This is a genomic window from Flaviflexus salsibiostraticola (genome assembly GCF_003952265.1).
GTDB lineage: Bacteria > Actinomycetota > Actinomycetes > Actinomycetales > Actinomycetaceae > Flaviflexus > Flaviflexus salsibiostraticola.
The window spans coordinates 1,689,850-1,710,016 of the sequence record NZ_CP034438.1; the positions used below are offsets into that span (position 1 = coordinate 1,689,850).

Consider the following 20,167-nt stretch of genomic DNA (forward strand, 5'->3'; position numbering starts at 1 on the left):
CACATGACTACGACATTGATCATCCTCGGGGGCGCGGGCGACCTCGCGCAGCGCCTCCTCATCCCCGGCATCGCCGAATACGTCTCAGTCCACGGCGCCGACATCACCATCGTCGGCGCCGGCCGTCACGAGCACGACGACTACCGGGCCTTCGTCCGGGACGCCGCCGCGCCCGTCGACGAGAAGGTCGCGGAGCGGCTCGCCGCGGACGCCGAGTTCGTCGTGGCGGATGCGACGGATCGGGAGGACCTGAGGAATCTCCTCGAGGGACGCTCGAACGTCGTCCTCTACTTCGCCCTGTCACCCGCGATCGCCGTCGACTCGATCAGGGCGCTCAAAGACGCCGAACTGGCCGAGGACATCACGCTCGCCATGGAGAAGCCATTCGGTGCGGACGCGGACGATGCTCGGGAGCTCAACCAGCAGCTCCTCGACCTCGTCGACGAGGAGCAGATCTTCCGGGTCGATCATTTCCTCGCCACCTCCGGCACCCTCAACTTCAAGGTGCTGCGGTCGACCAACCGCCTCATCGCCTCCTCCTGGTCGAACGAGGACGTCGAATCGATCCGCCTCGTCTACAACGAGACAGTCGCCCTCGAGGGGCGCGCCGAGTTCTACGAATCGACAGGCGCGGCCGAGGATATGCTCCAGTCCCACCTCCTCCAGACCCTCGCCCGGATCCTCGCCGACGACGGGACGTCACCCGAGGAGATCCTCCGGGCGATCCGCCCCACGGATGAGGTGCGCCGGGGGCGCTACACCGAGGGGGAGGTCGATGGTGAGAGGGTTCCCTCCTATGTCGACGAGGATGGCGTGGATCCCGACAACGGGACGGAGACGTGGTTCCGGGTGGTCGTCGACGTCGAGACAGAGAAGTGGCGGGGAGTGCCAATCACCCTCGAGTCCGGCAAGGCCTTCGGCGAGGACGTCAAGCAGATCGAGGTCACCTTCAAGAGGAGCGGGGACAACCCGAACAACACCCTCACCCTCGCCTTCGACACCGAGGATGTCGAGATCACCCTCAACGCGGCGGACCCGGCGAGCGAGGACTGCGCCCAGATCACGCTCCACACCGACCTCGCCCCGGTGCGAATGTCGGCCTACGGCCGCGTCGTCAAGGGCATTCTCGAGCGGATCGACCACCTCGCGGTCCCGGCACAGGCGGCCGAGCTCGGCTGGGATGTCATGGAGGCAATCGCGCAGAAGCTTCACCGTGCGCGAATGGAGGAGTACCCCGCGGGCACCGTCGCTATCGACTGACACTTTCGGAGCGGTGCTCGTCGGGCGAGACTCTATTTCGCCTTGAGGCCGACCTCGGGCAGCACGGCCGATTGGCACGCATTCATGAAGAACTGGCACTCATAAAATCAGACCCTGCGCACAATCTACTCAGCTAAACCAACTAGAGGAGAGCCCTCTGATTTCGCTTGGGGGCTTTCGTCTCAGCAGGCGTCGGCGGCCCGAGGAGGGTGACCGGAATCAATGGTCCGCTGACAACTTTGCCGAGCAATTCGATTCCTTCAGATTCAGCCTCTACGAGATACTCAACCTGCCATAGGAGTTCAAGAAGCTCCCGGTCAAGCTGCCAGTCGTCTGCTTGAATCTGGTCCAGTGGTGATGATGACCTGCCGGCTGGTATCTTCATTCGATAACCCAGCCAGGAGCCGACAATCTTCATGCCCGAAACGCTGTAACTCATAATCTCCGGCGGAACGTTTCGAAACACTCCTCCATCGCCGATTACGAGCTCTCGGGCCTCTTCGTCGTAGTTCCACTGTTCCGGATATGGTGATCGTGGCGTCTCTGTTGCGATCACAGCTTGACCTCTGTAGCGCGCACGGATGGGCTGTCCGAACTGGTTCAGTTCGCTACACCGCTCGCCCCAGGTCTGCTCGAAGATGAGGCCTTGACCGAAGTCCCTCACCTGCTTGAACAACTCGAAGTCCTGTGTGAACGGCACCCTCGCCGCCGACTCGTCGAGCTCCACTTCGTAAAGTGCTGTGTAAGCACCCGTGCCAAGCAAGCCAAAGGCATAGAGTGCAACATCTTCTGCAGTTATCTTGGTTTTAAAGGCTTCGTCCAGAGCGCCCAGGAGCTTGGCGGAAATGTTGTGATCAAGAATTCCAGAAGTCCGGAAAAGTGGGTATATGTTTTTTGCCCCGAACGATCCCCGGAAGTAGTCGAGATCCGGAACGTAAGGACTGACCGTAAACGCCGGTCCCGTGCCCAGGCGCGTGGTTGTGAGCGTGGCGAAATATAGCTGGTGCTCGGACAGCGAGTCCCATAATTGGGGCCTCGGCCGATCACAGAGTCTGCTGTCCGGGTATACGAACTGTCGATCGAAACTCCTATAGCCATAACGCACAGGAGCTGTCGATGAATTGTCCTGGGTAAGCGGCCGAACCTGTTGCCCGCTGATCAGATGTTCTCCGCTTGTGTCAACGGTCTTTTGCGATGTCTCACGAAAATTGATCGAGAGGTTATCGATTTCTCCGGTCAGCGTGCGCCACCGCCTCTCGAGCGCTCGTTCGGTTGGAGCGATAGGCCACTTTCGCTTGAACTGGACGCCTGAATGAGACCATGGAAAAACCCAATCCAGCGGGGCAAATTCAGCAAGCCCCGCCGCCGTGTCGGGCACGAACTTCGAATGCCACTCGGTTGCTTTCAGTGGAGTCCACCGGTCGCCACTATCCGGCGAATCCAAAGTTCGAAGAGCTGCAAGTTTTTCGTCGCGTGTTCCTTGAATTCGCACGTAGTGGACCTGCGCCTTTGATCGAACTCGGTCGCTGTGCTTTCGCACCGTCCCGGTCGAGTTCTTCTCCCATTGGATGCCAAAGAAAATGGCAACCGGTGTTTGGATATTGAAGACGTTCTCCTCCTTCCGAGCTCCACGACCCTCCCCTCCAAGGTCAACAATCCAGATCTCGTCGAATACTCTCCTCATGTATTCACGCATTCCGGCGAACCCGGGTCCTCGCAGATACGAAGCCGAGGTGATGAAAGAGACGACGCCTGCTTCGTCCTTGTGCTGTTCGCACGCCTTCCAAATCGCCCAGCGGATGAAGTAGACGTAACTGTTGTACAAGTTTTTCGCGTGCCCGCCCGCTCCAATCTCCTGGAGGGGTTCGATGAAGTCGTTGAGAAGTGGAGGTCGTCCTTGAACCTCCTCAAGAATGACGTTCGGGAATTGTTCCGAACCCGAACCAAGCGCTTTCTCTCTCGAACCACGGTCGTATGGCGGGTTTCCAAGGATGACTCGGATCCTCGTCTGCTCGTTCTTGACCAAGCCTGCCCGACGGGTTTCCTCATTAATATTCTGCTCGATCTCCCAGAAAGAGATCTGCTGGTTCTCTCCGGAGATGTCGCCCGGGTCCGTAAGCGTGTTTGTCAGAAAGACCTGCACGCCATCCCGCCCGAGGTCAACACCCGTCTGCTCGAGCATCTGTGTCAGCCTCAAGTGCGCGACAGAATACGGACCGACGAGGAGTTCAAATCCGAATAGCCTCCGTCCAAGACTTCGAGCATCGGCTTGAGGTGACCTCGAGTCGCTGAGAACGCGTTCGGCGACCGCGAGCAGATATGCTCCAGTCCCGGCGGCTGGGTCGAGGATATTCACCCCGTCTTCCCCAAACCCTCGTTGCCGTCCAAAACGTGTCTTGAGAATCTCATCCAATAGGCGGACCTGAAACCGCACTACTTCGACAGGGGTGTAATAAACCCCTGCATCATTGCGCATCTTAGGATCGTAAGCAGCCAGAAAGTCCTCATAGAAGTAAAGCCACGGGTCTGACTGAGAGCTCAGTTTCTCGGCATTGACGGCTCCAATCACCGATTCAAGAAGGCTAACGGCGCCTTCTATGGGCGCGCGATTCATCGGTTGCGCCATAAGCCTAAGAACGGATCCGATCAGCTTGTGCCCATTTCGGAGGAGAGAATCTGTCACCGCGGAAGCAGTGAACGTGTCGGCGTCTTGGCCGGATTCAATCCGGGCGAGGAGGAGCGCGTAGGTGAACGTCTGGGCAAAACTGTCCGCAAAGTCTTTATGCGTCGCACCTGGCATCAAGTCGGCCTGCCATTTCTCGTACAGCACCGGCAGCCCGCTGGTCGTGCTGGCAGACTCCTGAAGGACGCTGATGACCGAGTCACGCAAGAAGGACGTCAATGGAGCGAGATGCTCCGCGAGCGCCCTCGGAGAGGAGGGCGTCATTGGCTTCCAGCTCAGGAACTGCGCGAGGAGCTCTCTCAGAGCCTTGACCTGCTCATCTGGGAGTTCAAGATCCGCTGATGGAGCAAGAAGTACATGAGCCAGTGGACGGCCGGCGCCGTGGCGCACGAGCGTCCATTCCCAACCATTGCAGTACAGAAGATTAGGGTGGTGTTCGAGTCTCGCCCATTGATCTCGATCGTGTTTGGTCCATCCTTGCTTCCGGTAGGGATTCGCTCCCTTCAAAGGGGCCTTAAGCTCGACGTGCCCGACGAGCGCACCATGCCCTCTCTTAATGGCCATGTCGAGTCGAACGCCTTCAACCACGTCACCTTCGACCTGGCGGTGTTCTGTGATGGCTCTAATATTGCCCGGCAACGTCGCTGCCAATTCCGTAAAGAAGTTTCCTATTGGTATTTTGAGCTGATCTTCTGGATTTGTGCGGCTGTCGATCTGCAATTCCTTGTCGATGCCCGCTAGGTCACTAACCAGCCGACTCAAGGCTTGCCTGAACCGTCCCTCATCCATACTCACGCTCGTCATCGTCAGAAGTCCTCTTCGCAACCAAAGTCCGTCAACAAACTATTATCGTCCAGTTCTCTTATGAAGGCCCAAAGACAGGGAGCATGTCGGACAGGTGTCCCTAGTCTGCCCGCGTCATTAAGTCCCCGCGAAGTCCCCCCTCCCCCTTTCCACCGATTGGTGCCAGAATTGCGGTACCTGGATGTGAGGAGTGGACGATGAGACTGCTCGCCCTGCTGTCTGCCCTGCTCGCCGGCTTCGTCGGCTACTCCCTCGCGGGCGATGATGGCGACCCGGCGCTCATCACGTGCTCCTTCGCCGCGTCCGCGCTCTCGCTGATCGCCGCGCTCTGGCCGCGCCGGCGCGAGCCCGCGAGGGGCTACTCCTCGACGCTCACTCCCGTCTATACCCCGTCCGTCGCTCCTGCGCCCGCCATCGATGCCCTCGCCCCGAAGCATTCTCCGGCGGGTTCGTCGACGCTCTCCGCCGAGCAGCGCCTCCTCGTCGTCCACAAGCTCCAGCAGCGGAAGAAGCCCGAAGCCGTGAGGGACGTGAGGTCGTGGACCGGCGTCAGCGCCAAAGAGGCCCGGGATATCGTCGATCGCATCGAACGAGTCGTCTGACCGGCCGGTCCCTGGCCTCGATGACGGTCGGCCCGAGGCCACGCGAATCGCACGCGGGTACAACTACCCTCTGCTCGGGGTACCCATACCCTGTCGGCTCGGGCAGAGTAGTGCCATGGACGCGACGGTGGTGTCCGAGGGCAGAACAAGGCGGCTCTCCTTGACCGTGGGGTTGATGGGGGCAGGTGCCCTCCTCGGCGCTCTTGTCGGCTTCGTTGTGGAATTCCTCCTCTCCCTCGGCGACTTCTCGGGCATCTTCGGCATTGCCAGCCGTCCCGGCGAGCCCATCGGGATCCTCATCATGACCGGGATCGGACTGCTCCTCGGCATCGTCGCCGCCGCGACGATCATCGCCGAATCGCCCCACATCGAGGTCTCGGACCGCGACATCCACCTGCGGTGGAAGGGTGCCCATGTCCGCGTGCGGAAGGACCTCATCACCGCCATCCACCTCGGAGAGGATCTCGTCCTCTACTGCCGGGACGGAACCGAACTCGCCCGCGTGGGCGCGGTCAACCCGCAGGTGCTCCGATGCACGCTTATCCACCACGGCTACCCAACCCCGTCACCCGTCCAGCTGGGAGAGGAGGACTTCACCTCCGACCTCACGCTCCTCGACGACACGGCCCAGCGGATCATCCGCGCCCGCATGAAGGCTCTGCGAGCAGGCAACTCCGACATCGCTGAGATCCTCCGTCGGCAGCTCGTGGGCATGGGCGTCATGACGCGCGACCTCCGGGTCAGCAGGATCTCCATCCGCACCGAATTCCGCCGCCTCCAGTCGACCTCGAACTGAGGCCGGCAGTCTGCGGTATCGTGACTGCGTGTCTCTCGTCGTCGCCGCCGCCATCGTTGATTCTCTCGAGCATCCGACCAGGCTCCTCGCCGCCCAGCGCTCCTATCCGAAGGACCTCGCCGGCAAGTGGGAGCTGCCCGGAGGAAAGGTCGAGGAGGGTGAGGAGCCCGAGTCCGCCTGCCTCCGGGAGATCCGCGAGGAGCTCGGAGTCACCCCCACACTCGACCGGATCGTCCCCGGCCCGGAGGGCGATTGGCCGATCGGCCGGCACACGATGAGGGTGTGGCTGGCAACCATCGACGGGGAGCCGGAGTGCGGCCCCGACCACGACGAGCTGCGCTGGTGCACTGCCCTTGAAACCCTCGGCCTCGACTGGCTGCCCGGCGACATCGCCCTCGCAAAGAAACTGGCCTCGTGGATGCTGCCGGCGGGGAACCACATCCTCTGACCGCGCGCCGGACGCGGCTCATCGACCGCGCTCCCGTGACGCGCACATCACGGCCACAGACTTTTCCGACGTATTCCGGATTTGTGTCTTGACACGTAGACTGCCGTCATGCCCAAGATCACCGGCCGCACCCTGCTCGAGCATCGCAGCACGACACGACGCCGTCTCATGGAGACGCTCGATGCGCTCATGACGGAGCGCGGCTTCGAGAGCGTATCGATGTCGGACGTGGCGAACCATTCGGGGATCCGCCGCACGACGATCTACAACCACTTCACGGACAAAGAGGACCTCCTCATCGCCTTCGTCGAGGAGAAGATGTCGAACTACCTCTCGACGACGCGGGAGATGCTGCGCGGGGTCGACAGCTCGACCGATCGGATCCGGATCTACGTCCGGACGCAGCTGCTCGCAGAGCGCCGCTACCTCATGGCCCCCGGCCCGCCCCTCAAGGACGTCATCAGTCCCGGCGCGGGCAGGAAGCTTGCTCAGCACATCAGGCAGACCTCCGATCTGCTGCGCTCGATCCTTGATGATGCGATCGCCGACGGCACGATCCCCGAGCAGAACACCGATCTGGCGATCATGCTCGTCAACGGCACCCTGACGGGGCGGCGCGTCCCTCAGGATGAGCCGGCCCGCACCGAGTTCTTCCTCTATGCCGAGAGGTACGTGCTCCAGGCCCTCGGCGGGTCGATGCCGGACGAGCCGACTGATCTCGGGCCCGTACCCCAGGGAGAGACCGCCGCCCAGCGCTCGCGCTGATTCACCAGTTCTCGCCGGAGCCCCCGCCGCCGCCCCACTCCATCTCGTCCTGGCGCTGGCGCCGACTGTCGTCGTTGCGCTCCTCCAGCTCTTCGAGCTGGGGATCCGCCTCAGGCTGCTCGGCCTCGTCGGGCTCCTCCCCACTCTCATTCTCGCTCTCGGACTCGCTCTCCTCCTCGACAGCCGTCGGATCGGGGTTCGGGCACGTGTCGATGACGGCTTCGGCCTCATCGGTCATTCCCGCCTCGGCGTAGCCGAGGTAGAGGTTGGCGCGGACCGTGCACTCATACGAGTTCGGATCCTTGACGCCATCGATGACATCCGCCGTCGGCACCGATTCGAGGGCGACCTCGAGTCGGCTGATGCCCGAGCGGGTTCGGCCCTGGGCCAGGAGTGCCGTGCCCTCGCCGAAGGCGGGCCGCCAGGTCTCGAGGGGGGTGATGCGGGAGGCGGTCGCGAAGCGGCGCTCGGCCGTCTCGAAGTCGCCGGCCTCGTAGGCGGACCTGCCGAGCTGCATCGTCCCCCACATGAGAAGCGCCCAGACTGCGAGGGCGATGATGACGGTTCCGACGACGGCGGTGATGAGATGGTGGGTCCTCATCGCGCCCTCCGAAGGGCCGCAATCTGAGGCGTCAGGTGCCACAGCTCCCAGCCGACCAGGCCGAGCAGCACCAGCCCGATCGGCCACAGGATGGGATTGAGTCGGCCACTGTCCTCCCGGCCGTCCGCCGCGAGCAGATCGACCGGGATCTCGGCCACAAGCTCGCCGGCCCCGCCCGGGGCGTCCCGGTGGACGTAGTCGAGGCCGAGCTGATCGGCGAGGGCGCGCAGATTATCCTCATCGATGCGGGAGATCGCATCCGTACCGGTCTCGGGGTCCTGGATATACCGGCCGCGGTCCTCCGTACCCCAGGACGAGCTGAGCATCCGCCCGCCGGCCTCCGTGCCGTACCCGAAGACGAAGCCGTCATCGACCAGCCCCGCCATGGCGCCGTAGTCGGCACTGTCCTCGGCGTCTGAGTCGGCGGTGTCCTCCCCGTCGCTGAAGACGAGGACGATGCGAACATTCTGAGGGTTGTTCTCCGCGGCGCGCGTGAGGGCGTCCTCGAGCACGGGTGCGGGTCGGGCGAGCGATGAGCCCTCGGAGAAGTTCGTCGACTCCCGGCGGGCCGTCTCCAGCCAGGCGAGGGCGGCCCGCGAGTCGGTCGTCAGCGGCAGCTGCTCGGTCGCGGTCGAGGAGAAGGCGATGACGGAATAGCGCGCGCCGGGGTTCGCGTCGATGATGTCGCGCATGTCCGCCTTGACGCCGTCAAGGCGCTGCTCCGTGCCGTTGTAGTCCTCCGCCGCCATCGATCCCGTGAGGTCGACGACGAAGAAGAGGTCCGCGTTCGAGACCCGCTCCTCCGCCGAGATCTGTGAGGCCGGAGTCAGGCCGAGGGCGGCAACGGCGGCGACCATGAGTCCGCGGCGCAGCAAGGTCGCGGTGTCCTTGGACCTGCGCCACCCGGCCACGCAGAGCGCTCCGAGAAGGACGGTGACGGCGAGGGTGACCGGCCAGGGCCACAGCATCATGAGTCTCATAGCCGGTACCGCCATCCGATCCCGATGAGCAGGGCGACGCCGACCGCGGCGAGCACCGGCCACACGCCCGGATCGTCGAGCAGGATGAGGACGGGGTCGGCCCCGAGGGCGACGGCCTGCTGGGCCTCGATCTGCTCGAGGAGCGCGGCCGCGGCCTCGCGATCGCCGGCGACGAGATAGTAGCCCCCGGCGGCCTCGATCTCGGACTGGAGCTGGCGCGCCTCGAAGCTCTCCGACCCGTAGTAGGTCTCGATGTACATCCCGTGGATCATGATGCTGCGGTCGTCCGCGAAGCGCACGGCCTCGGGCAGCGTGTAGATCTGTGCATCGGGTGTCGAGACCTCGTTGTCGGTGGCGAGGATGATGCTGCGCGAGCGCTCCTCCTCCGGCTGGTCGAACTGCAGCGCGCAGTTGACGAGCCCATCGCCGACAAGCGAGGCGCCGCCTGTGCTCGTGAGGAACGTGCCCGATGTGAAGCTGTAGTACGCCTCCGCGTCGGCCGGGACGTCGGTGTACGGCACGGTCCGCAGGGCCTCGGCACCTTCGAGGAGTGTGGCCGAGACGAGGTCGTAGTCATCCGTGAGCGGGAAGACGACCCTGGCATTCGAGTTCCAGATGACGAGGGAGACCCGCTCGCCCTGGAACTCTCCGACCAGCTCGGCGAAGGCCTCCATGACCTCCGAGTCGAAGCCGATGACGGAGCCCGAGACGTCGAGGCAGAGGACGATATCGCGCGAGGCGAGCTCCTCGTCCCTCATCTCGCTCGAGTGCGGCCGTGCGACGAGGACGGAGGCGGCGATCGCGGTGGCGGCGAGGACGACGAGTCCCGCCCCGGCCGCGAGGCGGAGGCTCCGCAGCCGAGCCTGATAGCGGGGCAGGAGCCTGCCCGGCAGGGTGTGGGCGACGTAGACGGTGCCTTCCCGGCGGGGCGGGGTCGACCACCGGTAGGCGACGATGGCGAGAAGGACGAGCGGCAGGGCGAGCGCCCAGGGATTCACCATGACCCCACCGCACCCTTCGCCTCGTCGGCGATCCGCTCGACCTCGCCCGATATGAATGGGCTGAAGGAGGGCTCCTCCAGCTGTCTCAACAGCCGCGCGAAGGCCTCCCGTCCGGCTTCGATCTCGGAGACGGTCATGCTCGCCATCGGCACGCCCCAGCGCTCGGTGCCGTAGTCGCGGAGCACCTTCGCGAGCGCGAGCGCCGCGACCCGCGGATCATCGGAGTGGGAGATGGCGTCATCGATCTTCGCCTGCCAGGTGCGGATGCGCACGGGGGTGAGGTGGGGCTGCTCTCGCAGCTTGGAGATCCGCCACCCCAGCCACAGGGCGAGGATGATGAGCAGGCCGATGGCGATGATGAGGAACAGCGGGGGCGGGCCGAAGGGCGTCGCGAGTGAGTCAGCCACGGACCCCCCTCCGGAGGGTCTCGACGATGACGGGGACAACATCCTCCGACGAGGCGACAACGCTCTGCTTGACCCGGTGGGCCCTCAACAGCCTCCGCGTACCCTCGATGAGGGCGGCCCGCTGCTCGGCCAGCATGCGGGCCAGCTCCGGGTCCCGCCGCGCGTAGGCCGGCAGGGCGATCCCCTGCCCGATGTCGACCATCCGCTCATGGTCGGCCGTCATCGGCATGTCGGCGACCCGGACGACGAGAAGCTCGTGCCGAGCTCGCACCCTCCGCAGAATGTCGACGTCGCTCGGCTGCGGCCACGCCTCATCGGTCACGAGGACGATGAGGGATCGCTGGCGGGTCAGGGTGAGGACGTGGCCGAGCAGCCCGGCGACATCGCTGCCCGCCCGGGTCTGCTCGTAGGCACTCGCTGCCCGGTTGAGGAGGAACTCGAGATGATCCCGGCCGTGCCGCGCCGGCAGTGCGCCGCCCGAGACTGCGTCCCCCCAGACGAGGCCGAGCCGGTCGCCTCGGCTCGAGCCGAGGTAGGCGAGAACATCGGCCGCCCAGAGGGCGATGTCGGACTTCCGCTCCCCGGAGGGGGCCGCCGCCAGCATTTCGGCACCCGTGTCGAGCACGAGCTGGGTGAAGACATCCGATTCCCGCTCGAAGCGGCGGATGATCGGATGGCCGACCCGGGCGGACGACTTCCAGTCGATCGCGGAGACCTCATCACCGACCTGGTAGTCGACCTGATCGTCGAAGTCGATTCCATGGCCGGTATAGATCGAGGAATGCTGGCCCTCCGCGTGCCCGACCGCGCGGCGGATCGTCGGCAGCTCGAGCCGGGCCCGCACGAGAGCCATGCGGGAGGCGGCATTCCCCCTGCGCCTCATGGCGCAGGCACCGCCGCGAAGACGGAGTCGATGATCGCCTCCGGCGGGATCTCGGCCGCGAGAGCGTCGTAGGTGCGGATGAGCCGGTGCCGGAGCACCGAGTGCCGCATGATCCTGATGTCGTCGGGGACGACATAGTTCCGACCCTCGAGGAGGGCGCGGGCCTGGCCGACCCGCATGAGGGCGAGCGAGCCGCGCGGGGAGGCGCCGACCCGGACGTGCCGGCCGATGTCGGGGATGGGGCGGGGGCCGCCACCCCGGGTCGTGTTGATGAGGGCGACGACGTAGGCCTTGATCGCCTGATCGACGTAGACTCGGCTGGCGATGCCCTGGAGGAAGAGGACATCATCGGTCGTGACCGGCTCGGTCTCTCTGCCGAAGGCCCGCTCCGCGGTCTTCGTGAGGATCTCGATCTCCTCGGAGGGGGTGGGATAGGTGAGGACCTCCTTGAGGAGGAACCTGTCCATCTGCGCCTCGGGAAGGACGTATGTGCCCTCCTCATCGACCGGGTTCTGGGTGGCGAGCACCATGAACGGGTCCGGCAGGCGATAGATGGTCCCGCCGATCGAGGTCTGCCGCTCCTGCATCGCCTCGAGCATCGCCGACTGGGTCTTCGCCGACGAGCGGTTGATCTCGTCGAGCAGCACCATGTTCGCGTGGACGGGCCCGAGCTGGGTTGAGAACGTGCCCGTCTCGTACGTGTAGATCTGGGTGCCGACAATGTCGTTCGGCATGAGGTCCGGCGTGCACTGGATGCGGGAGAAGGAGCCGGAGATCGCCTCCGAGAGGGTGACCGCGGCTGTTGTCTTCGCCAGCCCGGGCACCGATTCGAGGAGGACATGCCCGCGGGCCATGAGGGCGACGATGAGGGCTCGGTAGAGGGATTCCTGTCCGACGACGGTCGCCGAGAAGATCTCGCCGATCCGGGCCAGCACCTCGCGGGCCCTCGTCATCTCCTCGTCGGCGATCTGACCGTTCGCAACCTGCATGTCTCTCCCCTCGACATCATTGGATCACGCCCACCTGCCCGAGGACATACTCTTGTGGGGTGACCACTACCCTACGCCTGCTCAATCCGGCGGGGATCTCCTGGCCGATCATCGTCGGAGTCCTCGCCACGATCGTCGCCGGTCTGACGACCGGAATCTACGCGGAGGCACTCCTCGCAGACCCGGGGGCGGCGACGCGGTGGGCGGTCCCTCTCCTCACGTACGCCCGCGACTTCACGGCAGCGCTCACCCTTGGCGGCTTCCTCGTCGCCGCGACCATCTACTCGCCGACGATGGAGGAGCGGCCGCGCAGGAGGGTCACGTACGATTCGCCCGAGTGGTCGCGGATCATGCGGTTCTCACGGACAGCGGCGATCATCTGGCCGATCATCGAGGCCGCGCTCCTCATCGTCACCTACTCGCAGGTCGGCGGCATCGCACTCACCTCTCCCTCCCTCGGCGCGGGCCTGTGGCAGTTCATCACCGCCATCGAGCTCGGCCAGATCATGGTCTGGTCCGTCGTCCTCACGGTGCTCGTCTCGATCGTCGCCGTCATGGTCTCAACCCTCGGCGGGGCCGCCTGGGGCGTGGGGCTCTCCGCCGTCGCCATGGTTCCGATCGCACTGACCGGCCACGCCTCCGGGGCCGCGTCCCACACGCTCGCCGTCTCCTCGATCTACATCCACCTGCTCGCCATGAGCGCGTGGGTGGGTGGCCTCATCGCCCTCCTCGCGACCGCGCCCCGGCAGCGCCGCCTCGCATCCTACGTCCACCGCTACTCGGCGATCGCGGGGTGGGCGGTGGGCCTGACGGTCTATTCGGGGTTCCTCGCGGCATTCATCCGCTTCAACGCACCGAGCGAGCTCGTGACGACGAGCTACGGCAGGCTGCTCCTTGCGAAGGTGCTCGCGACCGGCCTGCTCGCCCTCGCGGGCCTCATCCACCGCAGGCGGACGATCGCCGTCGTCGAGTCGACGCCGCGGCCCTTCACGCGTCTCGCCGTCGGCGAGGGCCTCCTCATGGCCGGGATCATCGGCGTGGCCGCAGCGCTTGGCAACTCGGCGCCGCCGGTGCCGCAGGACCCCGTGCCCGACCCGTCCCCGACCTTCCTCCTGTCGCAGAACCCTGTCCCGCCCTACCCGGAGGCGATCAACTACCTCACCCAGTGGCGACTGGAGCCGATCCTCGCCCTCGTCGCCGTCGTCGGCATTGTCCAGTACGTGCGCTGGGCCAGGCGCCTGCGGCGCCGGGGCGATGCATGGTCGGGTGCGCGGACGTTCTCATGGGTGCTCGGCATGGTCGTGTTCTTCTGGATCACGAACGGCGGGCCGACGGTCTACGGGGCGGTCCTCTTCTCGTCCCATATGTTCATGCACATGGTGCTCGCCATGGTCATCCCCATCCTCATGGTCCTCGGCGCGCCCGTCTCACTCGTGGCGCGGGCCGTGCCCGCCCGCACCGACGGCTCACGCGGCGGGCGGGAGATCCTCCTCGCGGTCGCCCACTCCCGCTACGGCGGCTTCTGGGCGAACCCGATCATCGCCGCCATCAACTTCGCGGGGTCCCTCGTCCTCTTCTACTTCACGGACCTCTTCTATCTCTCCCTCACGACGCATGTCGGTCACCTGCTCATGGTCGCCCACTTCACGCTGGCCGGGTACATGTTCACCAACGCCCTCATCGGGATCGACCCCGGACCGACACGGCCACCGTACGCGCTGCGTCTTGTCCTCCTGTTCGCGACGATGGCATTCCACGCCTTCTTCGGCATCGCCGTCATCTCCTCGACGAGCGTGCTCGCGAACGAGTTCTTCGGATGGCTGGGACTGCCGTGGGGGGTGGACGCCCTCGCCGACCAGGAGGTCGGCGGCGCCATCACCTGGGGCATCGGCGAGTTCCCAACCGTCGCGCTCGCGATCGCGGTCGCCGTCGCGTGGAGCATGTCCGAGGATCGGCAGGCGAAGCAGAGTGACCGCCGGGCCGACCGGGATGACGATGCCGAGCTGAGGGCCTATAACGAGATGCTGGCGGCCCGGGCGCGGGGCGGAAAATGACCGCGGGCGGCGACCTGTGCCAAGATTGACCCATCCCGCCGCCGAGGGCGGGGGAGAGAAGACGGATGCGACGATGAATAACGAGCCGCAGAAGGCACCGGGACTGAGCGCCGGGGTCAAGTCCATGCTCATCATCCTGGGCATCATGCTGTCGATCATCATCTTCCTCATCTGGTCCGCGATCATCCGCGGCGCCGGCGACATCGCGGCAGGCTCACTCACCGGCCCCGGGCAGACCCAGTCCGAGGCTGCCGAGCAGACGGACGACTCGGGTTCGACCACGGACCCGGTCGCGATCGCACGCGAGCCGATCATCGCCATGGTCAATGCCCCCGCCTGCGAGAACCCCGAGAACGACGCAGCCCTCCTGTCGGACCTCGTGACGGCCTCCTCGGGCGGACTGGCGGAGGACGACCGCCAGCTCATCATCGACACCCTCCACCGGGTGGACGAGACCTGCCCGAAGGACTTCTCGCTCGAGCTCTCGGCCCGACTCTCGGGCCCGGGAGCCGCCCTCGAGCTGTCCCAGATATCTGCCGAGGCCGACTGGGTGAGCAGGGCCCGGCCCGCCCCGGACGGCGCGACTACGATCTCGCACTTCTCGACGGACCGCCGCAACATCCACTGCACGCTCGAGAGCACCCGCGCCGCGTGCTCGATCTACACGTACTCCTTCCCCTCGATCCCCGCCTCATGCGAGACGTACACCCAGACCTTCGTCGTCCAGGAGTCGACAGATGCGAACGCGCTGTGCTCCTGGCGGCTCCAGTCCGAGAACGAGGTCGGTCCGGGTGTCTACGCGAACGAGAACTTCGCGTGCGAGGTCAAGGAGAACTCCTCGGTCGAGTGCTGGTCCCAGCTGTCGGGTAAGGGCTTCGAGGTCAACCGCACGGGATCCCGAACCTTCTGACCCGAGCATCCCTACGTCCCAAATCTTCACGATTTTATCCGTGATAATGAGGTATGGCTTCTAAAGGGTGGGTGCCGAACTATCACGGCGCATGGGCGATGATCATCGTCCCTCCGTTCGTCGGAATGATCCTCTCCTCCTTCCATCTCGAGCATCTGCTCCTGCTCGCCGTGTGGTGGATCGGCTACTTCGCCTTCTTCTCGACCGGGCTGTGGCTGCGGTCCCGCCGTAAGCCCCGCTACCGCCGGCCCGTCATCGTCTACGGCGCGCTCACGGCGCTCGCGGGACTGCCGCTCGCTCTCCTCGTGCCGGAGCTCCTCATCTGGATCCCTGTCTTCGCGCCGCTCGTCCTCATCACCCTCCACCAGTCGATCAACCGGAGGGACCGCTCGCTGCTCAACGACACCGTCACGGTCCTCGCGGCCGGGCTCCTCACCCCGGTCGCCTTCCACCTCGCCACGGTCCTCGGCACCGTGCCCGCGGGCAGGCATGGTTGGGAGGCGTGGGACTGGATGTGGCTGGCGGCGGCCTCGATCACGGCCTACTTCATCGGCACCGCCTTCTACGTGAAAACGAACATCCGCGAGCGCGGCAACGAGGGGTTCTTCTGGCTGGCGGTCGGATATCACGCGGTCTTCGCCGTCGCTGCGACGGTGCTGGCGGCGATGGGGGTCGTCCCCATCCTTCACGCCATTGTCTGGTGGGCCGTCACCGCCCGGACGTGGGCGGTCGCCACCTATTCACGGAGGATCGGCCGGAGGATCTCGGCGAAGGCCATCGGCATGTGGGAGGTCGTGACGACCATCGCGGTGACCGGGTCGCTCCTCCTCTGACAGTGCCAAGCCCGGCGTCAGGCCCGGCCTGTCGCCCTGAAGGCGCGATGTCCTGCCCTGAAGCTCCGGTTCCGAAGCGGGCACGGCGCGGACGTCACTGATTCATCCTCACAACACCGGCCTTCGCTCACCGACCAACGGCGACCGTCCGGTCCCCGCGCCGCAGTCACCGGGCGGCGTAGAGACGAGCAGCCGCCGTAATCCGCTCGTTCGCGGCGGTCGAGCCGATGCTGATGCGGACTCCATCGCCCGGGAACGCGCGGACGGTGATCCCGCTGCGGGTCGCGGCCTCAACGAACGGCTCCGTGTCCGCCATCTCCAGCCACAGGAAGTTCGCCTCAGAGCGCGGCACGTCGAACCCGAGTGCGGCAAGTTCTGCCGCGACGCGCTTCCGCTCGGCGGCGACGAAGTCCGTCCTCATCCGCACCTCGTCCGCCTCGTCGAGCGCGGCGATCGCCGCGCTCTGGGAGAGGGAGTTGACGCCGAAGGGGGTGGCGACCGCACGGAGGGTCGCGGCGACGTCCGGGTGGGCGATCGCGTAGCCGACCCGGAGGCCGGCGAGCGAGTAGGCCTTCGAGAAGGTGCGGAGGATGACAAGGTTCGGGTGATCGGCCAGGAGCTCGACCGAGCGGATCGGGTCGACCATGCGGACGAAGTCGATGTAGGCCTCATCGAGGACGACGAGCACGTCGTCGCCCACCCTCTTGAGGAAGCGGAACAGCTCCCGGTGGGTGAGGGCCGTGCCGGTTGGGTTATTCGGTGAGCAGACCATGATCGCGGCGGTCCTGTCCGTGACCGCATCCGCCATCGCATCGAGGTCGTGGCCGCCCGCCGGGGTGAGTGGGACCGGAACGGCCGTGCCGCCAGCGACGGTGATGGCGATGGGGTAGGCCTCGAAGCTGCGCCAGGCGATGACGACCTCACTGCCCGGGAAGCAGGCGGCGTCGAGGATCTTCTCGATCATGGCGACCGACCCATTCGAGGCGACGATGCTGTCCGCGCTCACGCCGTGAAACGCGGCGATCCTCGCCGTCAACCTCGTCGCGTGCATGTCCGGATACATGTGGAGGGAGCCGATGCCCTGGGCGATGACGGCCTGAACCGAGGGGAACGGGCCGTAGGGCATCTCGTTCGAGGAGAGTTTGATGACCGAGGGGTCCGCGCCGGGCCTGCCGGGCACGTAGGCGGGAATGGCGGACAGGTCATCACGGAACAGGCTCATGCACCCATCATCTCCCACTCAGTAGTGTGGTGCCCATGAAGTTCATTGTTCGCACCCTGGTCTCCGCGCTCGCCCTGTGGCTGACGAGCCTGCTGCTGCCCGGCATCGAGGCCCCTGCCGCCCAGTCCGACACGCAGTTCGCGCTCTACCTCCTCGGCATCGGAGCGATCTTCACCCTCGTCTCCATGATCATCCGGCCGATCATCGTCGTCCTGTCGATCCCGTTCTACATCCTCACCCTCGGACTGTGGGCGCTCGTCGTCAACGCCCTCATCCTCCTCCTCTCCTCGTGGATCGCCGATCAATTCGGCTGGGGCATGACGGTCGACGGGTTCTGGTGGGCCGTTGCCGGCGGCCTCGTCGTCGCCATCATCATCATGATCATCGACGCGTTCCTGCCGAAGAGCCTGCGCCGATGACCTTCGTCAAGCGGGGCAGTCGGCGCCAGATCGCCTTCGAGGCGGCGGGGCTGGCCGATCTTGCTGCGCACGGCGCCCGGGCCGCCGAACTCGCCTGGGTGGAGGAGACGTCGCTCGCGACAGTCCGGATCGAGAGCGCACCCGCCACGCGGGAGCATGCCCGCGAGCTCGGGAGGATGCTCGCCAGCCTTCATTCCCACGGCGGAGATCGCGTCTTCGGACAGGCCCCGCCCGGCTTCGACCTCGCCGAGCACGGCGCGGGGACCATGGGCCAGGAGGCCCTCCCTCTCGTGACCGGGGGTGCCCGGCCGTGGGGAGTCTTCTACGCGGAGGACCGGATCCTCCCCTACCTCGACTCCGCCCTCGCGGGCGGATCGATCGATGCCGATGGTGCCGACACGATCCATGCGCTCGCGGAGCGCCTGCGGGACGGCGTGTTCGACACCGACGATCAACCGTCGATCCTCCACGGCGATCTGTGGTCCGGGAACGTCATGTGGTCCCCGTCGGGGGCCGTGCTCATCGACCCCGCCTCGCACACCGGCCACCGGGAGTCGGACCTTGCGCAGCTCACCGTGTTCGGCGTGCCGCATGGTGAGGACATCATCGGCGGATACGAGGAGGTCCATCCCCTCTCGGACGGATGGCGAGAGCGGGTCGGCCTGCACCAGCTCCACATCCTCATCGTCCACGCCTCACTCTTCGGCGGCAGTTACGGCAACCAGACGGTCCGCACGGCGGCCCGCTACGCCTGACCGCCTGCTGCGCCTGACTGACTCACGCTCAGCGCTGTCTGAGATAGGGCTCGATCTGGGCCTTCGCCTCCCTGCGGAGCACCTTGCCGAGCATCGACCTCGGCAGGTCGAGGACGGGCACAATGCGGCGGGGCACCTTGTATCCGGCCAGGTACTGGCGGCAGTAGGCCCGCACCGCCTCCGTGTCGAGGGTCTCGCCCTTGGTGATGACAACGGCGGCCACCACCTCCTCGCCGGATCCACTGTCGAAGCCGACCACCGCGGCATCCTCAATCGCCGGGTGCGTGACGAGGATCTGCTCGACCTCCGAGGGTGCCACGTTGAAGCCGCCGGTGATGATGAGCTCGCGGACCCGGTCGACGATCGTCGTGAAGCCATCCTCGTCGACGGTGACAATATCTCCAGTGCGAAGCCAGCCCCCGGGCAGGAGGGTCTCTCTCGTCTCCTCCTCGTTCTCCCAGTAGCCCTGGAACACCTGCGGGCCGCGGAGGAGCAGTTCACCCTGCTCGCCCTGGGCGACCTCCCCGGCCGGATCCTCGATGTCGACAACCCTCATCTCAGTCGAGGGGAAGGGGATCCCGATCGTGCCGGTGCGCCGTGTCGCGTGGAACGGGTTGCCGAGCGCGACAGGCGAGGACTCGGTCATGCCGTAGCCCTCGACGAGCAGCCCGCCGGACTGCGCCTCCCACATCTCGACGATGTCGTCGGTCAGCTTCATGGCTCCGGAGATGCAGTAGGCGGCCGATGAGAGGGAGATGCCGCGCTCCTTCGCGCGCTCAGCTGTCTTCCGGTAGATCGGCGGCACCGCGCAGTAGACCGTCGGCGGGTGCTTCTTCACCGCGTCGAGGACCAGGTCGACATCGAAGCGCGGGAAGAGGATGAGGTTGGCCTGCTTGAGGATCCCGAAGGTGAGGTAAAGGGTCATACCGAACGCGTGGAACATCGGCAGCAGCGCGTAGACGTTCTCCCGGCCCGTCTGCGCGCCCAGCATCCACGCCTCGCCCTGGCGGGCGTTCGCGTACAGGTTCCGGTGGCTGAGCATTGCCCCCTTCGGGGCTCCCGTCGTCCCCGACGTGTACTGGATGACGGCGAGGTCGTCGACGTCGGGCCGCGGATGCTCGTCCGCAAGCGCGGGCCCAGACAGCAGGTCCTTCCAGGGGATGGTGCCCATTGTCACCGTTGTCAGCGCGTCCCTCTTCTTCCGGAGGGAGGCGACCGGCAGGCCGAGCGCCCAGCGCTTGAGTACCGGGAACTCATCGAGCAGGTTGACGGCGACGATGGAATCGACATCGAAGGATTGGATCTTCTCAACAGACGTATCCCAGGCGATGACGACACGGGCGCGATGGTCGTTGAACTGGGCGAGCAGCTCTCGTTCTGTATAGAGCGGATTGTGCTCGACGACGATCGCACCGAGCCGCAGCACCGCGTAGAACGCAACGACATGCTGAGGGCAGTTGGGGAGGATGAGGGCGACGCGGTCGCCGGGGCGCACGCCGAGCCGGCGCAGCCCCTCGGCGACGGAGGCGATCTGCTCCCCGAGGGTCGCGTACGTCGTCTCGCGGCCGAAGAAGGTCATAGCGGGGCGCTCGCCGCCCTGCTCAACAGCGGTCTCGACGAGTTCGATGAGGGAGTCGGTCGGCATCTCGATCTCAGCGGGAACACCCGGCTGGTAGTGGGCCGTCCATGGCAGAGCGTCGTGGGTCATGCCTTCATCTTCGACGATAAGAGCCGGTCGGGGCAACAGACGATGGC

Annotated in this window: 20 protein-coding genes; 11 read left to right on the forward strand and 9 right to left on the reverse strand. The window is 65.7% G+C overall.

What is annotated here, in order from left to right:
- Nucleotides 1–3: 3 nt before the first annotated feature.
- Nucleotides 4–1,260, forward strand: a complete 1,257-nt coding sequence (locus EJO69_RS07765) for a glucose-6-phosphate dehydrogenase (RefSeq protein ID WP_164519905.1) — start codon at nucleotides 4–6, stop codon at nucleotides 1,258–1,260.
- Nucleotides 1,261–1,402: 142 nt separating this feature from the next.
- On the opposite strand, the gene EJO69_RS07770 is transcribed toward EJO69_RS07765, so the two are convergent.
- Nucleotides 1,403–4,333: a type ISP restriction/modification enzyme gene (locus EJO69_RS07770; RefSeq protein WP_164519906.1), complete on the reverse strand. Its 2,931-nt coding sequence runs from the start codon at nucleotides 4,331–4,333 to the stop codon at nucleotides 1,403–1,405.
- Here EJO69_RS07770 and EJO69_RS12330 point away from each other — a divergent pair.
- The 5 genes from EJO69_RS12330 (at nucleotide 4,301) to EJO69_RS07790 (ending at nucleotide 7,358) form a co-directional block, all read left to right on the forward strand.
- On the forward strand, nucleotides 4,301–4,684 hold the full coding sequence (locus EJO69_RS12330; protein ID WP_164519907.1) for a hypothetical protein: 384 nt from the start codon (nucleotides 4,301–4,303) through the stop codon (nucleotides 4,682–4,684). The genes EJO69_RS07770 and EJO69_RS12330 overlap by 33 nt on opposite strands.
- 260 nt (nucleotides 4,685–4,944) lie before the next feature.
- Nucleotides 4,945–5,349, forward strand: coding sequence for a hypothetical protein (locus EJO69_RS07775; protein ID WP_126040756.1), 405 nt, complete (start codon nucleotides 4,945–4,947; stop codon nucleotides 5,347–5,349).
- Between the two features lie 115 nt (nucleotides 5,350–5,464).
- Complete coding sequence (locus tag EJO69_RS07780; protein WP_126040758.1) at nucleotides 5,465–6,145, forward strand: YqeB family protein; 681 nt, start codon at nucleotides 5,465–5,467, stop codon at nucleotides 6,143–6,145.
- A 28-nt stretch (nucleotides 6,146–6,173) separates the two neighbouring features.
- Nucleotides 6,174–6,593 carry a (deoxy)nucleoside triphosphate pyrophosphohydrolase gene (locus tag EJO69_RS07785; protein ID WP_126040760.1) on the forward strand — a complete coding sequence of 140 codons (420 nt, stop codon included), beginning with the start codon at nucleotides 6,174–6,176 and terminating at the stop codon, nucleotides 6,591–6,593.
- A gap of 108 nt (nucleotides 6,594–6,701) precedes the next feature.
- Nucleotides 6,702–7,358 carry a TetR/AcrR family transcriptional regulator gene (locus EJO69_RS07790; RefSeq protein WP_126040763.1) on the forward strand — a complete coding sequence of 219 codons (657 nt, stop codon included), beginning with the start codon at nucleotides 6,702–6,704 and terminating at the stop codon, nucleotides 7,356–7,358.
- Between the two features lies 1 nt (nucleotide 7,359).
- Here the strand turns inward: EJO69_RS07790 and EJO69_RS07795 are convergent, their stop codons facing one another.
- Genes EJO69_RS07795 through EJO69_RS07820 form a run of 6 tightly spaced genes read right to left on the reverse strand, consistent with a single transcriptional unit; the run spans nucleotide 7,360 to nucleotide 12,219 of the window.
- The gene (locus tag EJO69_RS07795) at nucleotides 7,360–7,959 is read right to left on the reverse strand and encodes a tetratricopeptide repeat protein (RefSeq protein ID WP_126040764.1); all 600 of its coding nucleotides are present in this window, start codon (nucleotides 7,957–7,959) and stop codon (nucleotides 7,360–7,362) included.
- On the reverse strand, nucleotides 7,956–8,939 hold the full coding sequence (locus EJO69_RS07800; protein ID WP_164519908.1) for a vWA domain-containing protein: 984 nt from the start codon (nucleotides 8,937–8,939) through the stop codon (nucleotides 7,956–7,958). The genes EJO69_RS07795 and EJO69_RS07800 overlap by 4 nt, the downstream gene beginning before the upstream one ends.
- Nucleotides 8,936–9,940 (reverse strand): vWA domain-containing protein, encoded by a 1,005-nt coding sequence (locus EJO69_RS07805; protein WP_126040769.1) that lies wholly within the window; start codon nucleotides 9,938–9,940, stop codon nucleotides 8,936–8,938. Before EJO69_RS07805 ends, EJO69_RS07800 begins: the two co-directional genes overlap by 4 nt.
- Nucleotides 9,934–10,347: a hypothetical protein gene (locus EJO69_RS07810; RefSeq protein ID WP_126040771.1), complete on the reverse strand. Its 414-nt coding sequence runs from the start codon at nucleotides 10,345–10,347 to the stop codon at nucleotides 9,934–9,936. Before EJO69_RS07810 ends, EJO69_RS07805 begins: the two co-directional genes overlap by 7 nt.
- A complete protein-coding gene (locus tag EJO69_RS07815) occupies nucleotides 10,340–11,230 on the reverse strand; it encodes a DUF58 domain-containing protein (RefSeq protein ID WP_126040773.1) in 891 nt (296 codons plus the stop codon). Before EJO69_RS07815 ends, EJO69_RS07810 begins: the two co-directional genes overlap by 8 nt.
- Nucleotides 11,227–12,219 (reverse strand): AAA family ATPase, encoded by a 993-nt coding sequence (locus EJO69_RS07820; RefSeq protein WP_126040775.1) that lies wholly within the window; start codon nucleotides 12,217–12,219, stop codon nucleotides 11,227–11,229. The genes EJO69_RS07815 and EJO69_RS07820 overlap by 4 nt, the downstream gene beginning before the upstream one ends.
- Before the next feature lie 59 nt (nucleotides 12,220–12,278).
- Between EJO69_RS07820 and EJO69_RS07825 the strand changes: the two genes are divergently transcribed.
- From EJO69_RS07825 to EJO69_RS07835, 3 genes are read left to right on the forward strand one after another with little or no spacing between them, the layout of a single operon-like run.
- Nucleotides 12,279–14,273: a bifunctional copper resistance protein CopD/cytochrome c oxidase assembly protein gene (locus EJO69_RS07825; protein WP_126040777.1), complete on the forward strand. Its 1,995-nt coding sequence runs from the start codon at nucleotides 12,279–12,281 to the stop codon at nucleotides 14,271–14,273.
- A 16-nt stretch (nucleotides 14,274–14,289) separates the two neighbouring features.
- On the forward strand, nucleotides 14,290–15,183 hold the full coding sequence (locus tag EJO69_RS07830; RefSeq protein ID WP_126040778.1) for a hypothetical protein: 894 nt from the start codon (nucleotides 14,290–14,292) through the stop codon (nucleotides 15,181–15,183).
- A 53-nt stretch (nucleotides 15,184–15,236) separates the two neighbouring features.
- Complete coding sequence (locus EJO69_RS07835) at nucleotides 15,237–16,016, forward strand: YwiC-like family protein (protein WP_126040780.1); 780 nt, start codon at nucleotides 15,237–15,239, stop codon at nucleotides 16,014–16,016.
- 166 nt (nucleotides 16,017–16,182) lie between these two features.
- Here EJO69_RS07835 and hisC read toward each other — a convergent pair whose 3' ends face one another.
- On the reverse strand, nucleotides 16,183–17,238 hold the full coding sequence (hisC, locus tag EJO69_RS07840) for a histidinol-phosphate transaminase (protein WP_126040782.1): 1,056 nt from the start codon (nucleotides 17,236–17,238) through the stop codon (nucleotides 16,183–16,185).
- 35 nt (nucleotides 17,239–17,273) lie between these two features.
- Between hisC and EJO69_RS07845 the strand changes: the two genes are divergently transcribed.
- Both EJO69_RS07845 and EJO69_RS07850 read left to right on the forward strand, forming a co-directional pair.
- Nucleotides 17,274–17,657 carry a phage holin family protein gene (locus EJO69_RS07845; RefSeq protein ID WP_126040784.1) on the forward strand — a complete coding sequence of 128 codons (384 nt, stop codon included), beginning with the start codon at nucleotides 17,274–17,276 and terminating at the stop codon, nucleotides 17,655–17,657.
- Complete coding sequence (locus EJO69_RS07850) at nucleotides 17,654–18,412, forward strand: fructosamine kinase family protein (protein WP_126040786.1); 759 nt, start codon at nucleotides 17,654–17,656, stop codon at nucleotides 18,410–18,412. Before EJO69_RS07845 ends, EJO69_RS07850 begins: the two co-directional genes overlap by 4 nt.
- A 28-nt stretch (nucleotides 18,413–18,440) precedes the next feature.
- Here EJO69_RS07850 and EJO69_RS07855 read toward each other — a convergent pair whose 3' ends face one another.
- The gene (locus EJO69_RS07855) at nucleotides 18,441–20,120 is read right to left on the reverse strand and encodes a long-chain-fatty-acid--CoA ligase (RefSeq protein ID WP_126040787.1); all 1,680 of its coding nucleotides are present in this window, start codon (nucleotides 20,118–20,120) and stop codon (nucleotides 18,441–18,443) included.
- Nucleotides 20,121–20,167 lie beyond the last annotated feature (47 nt).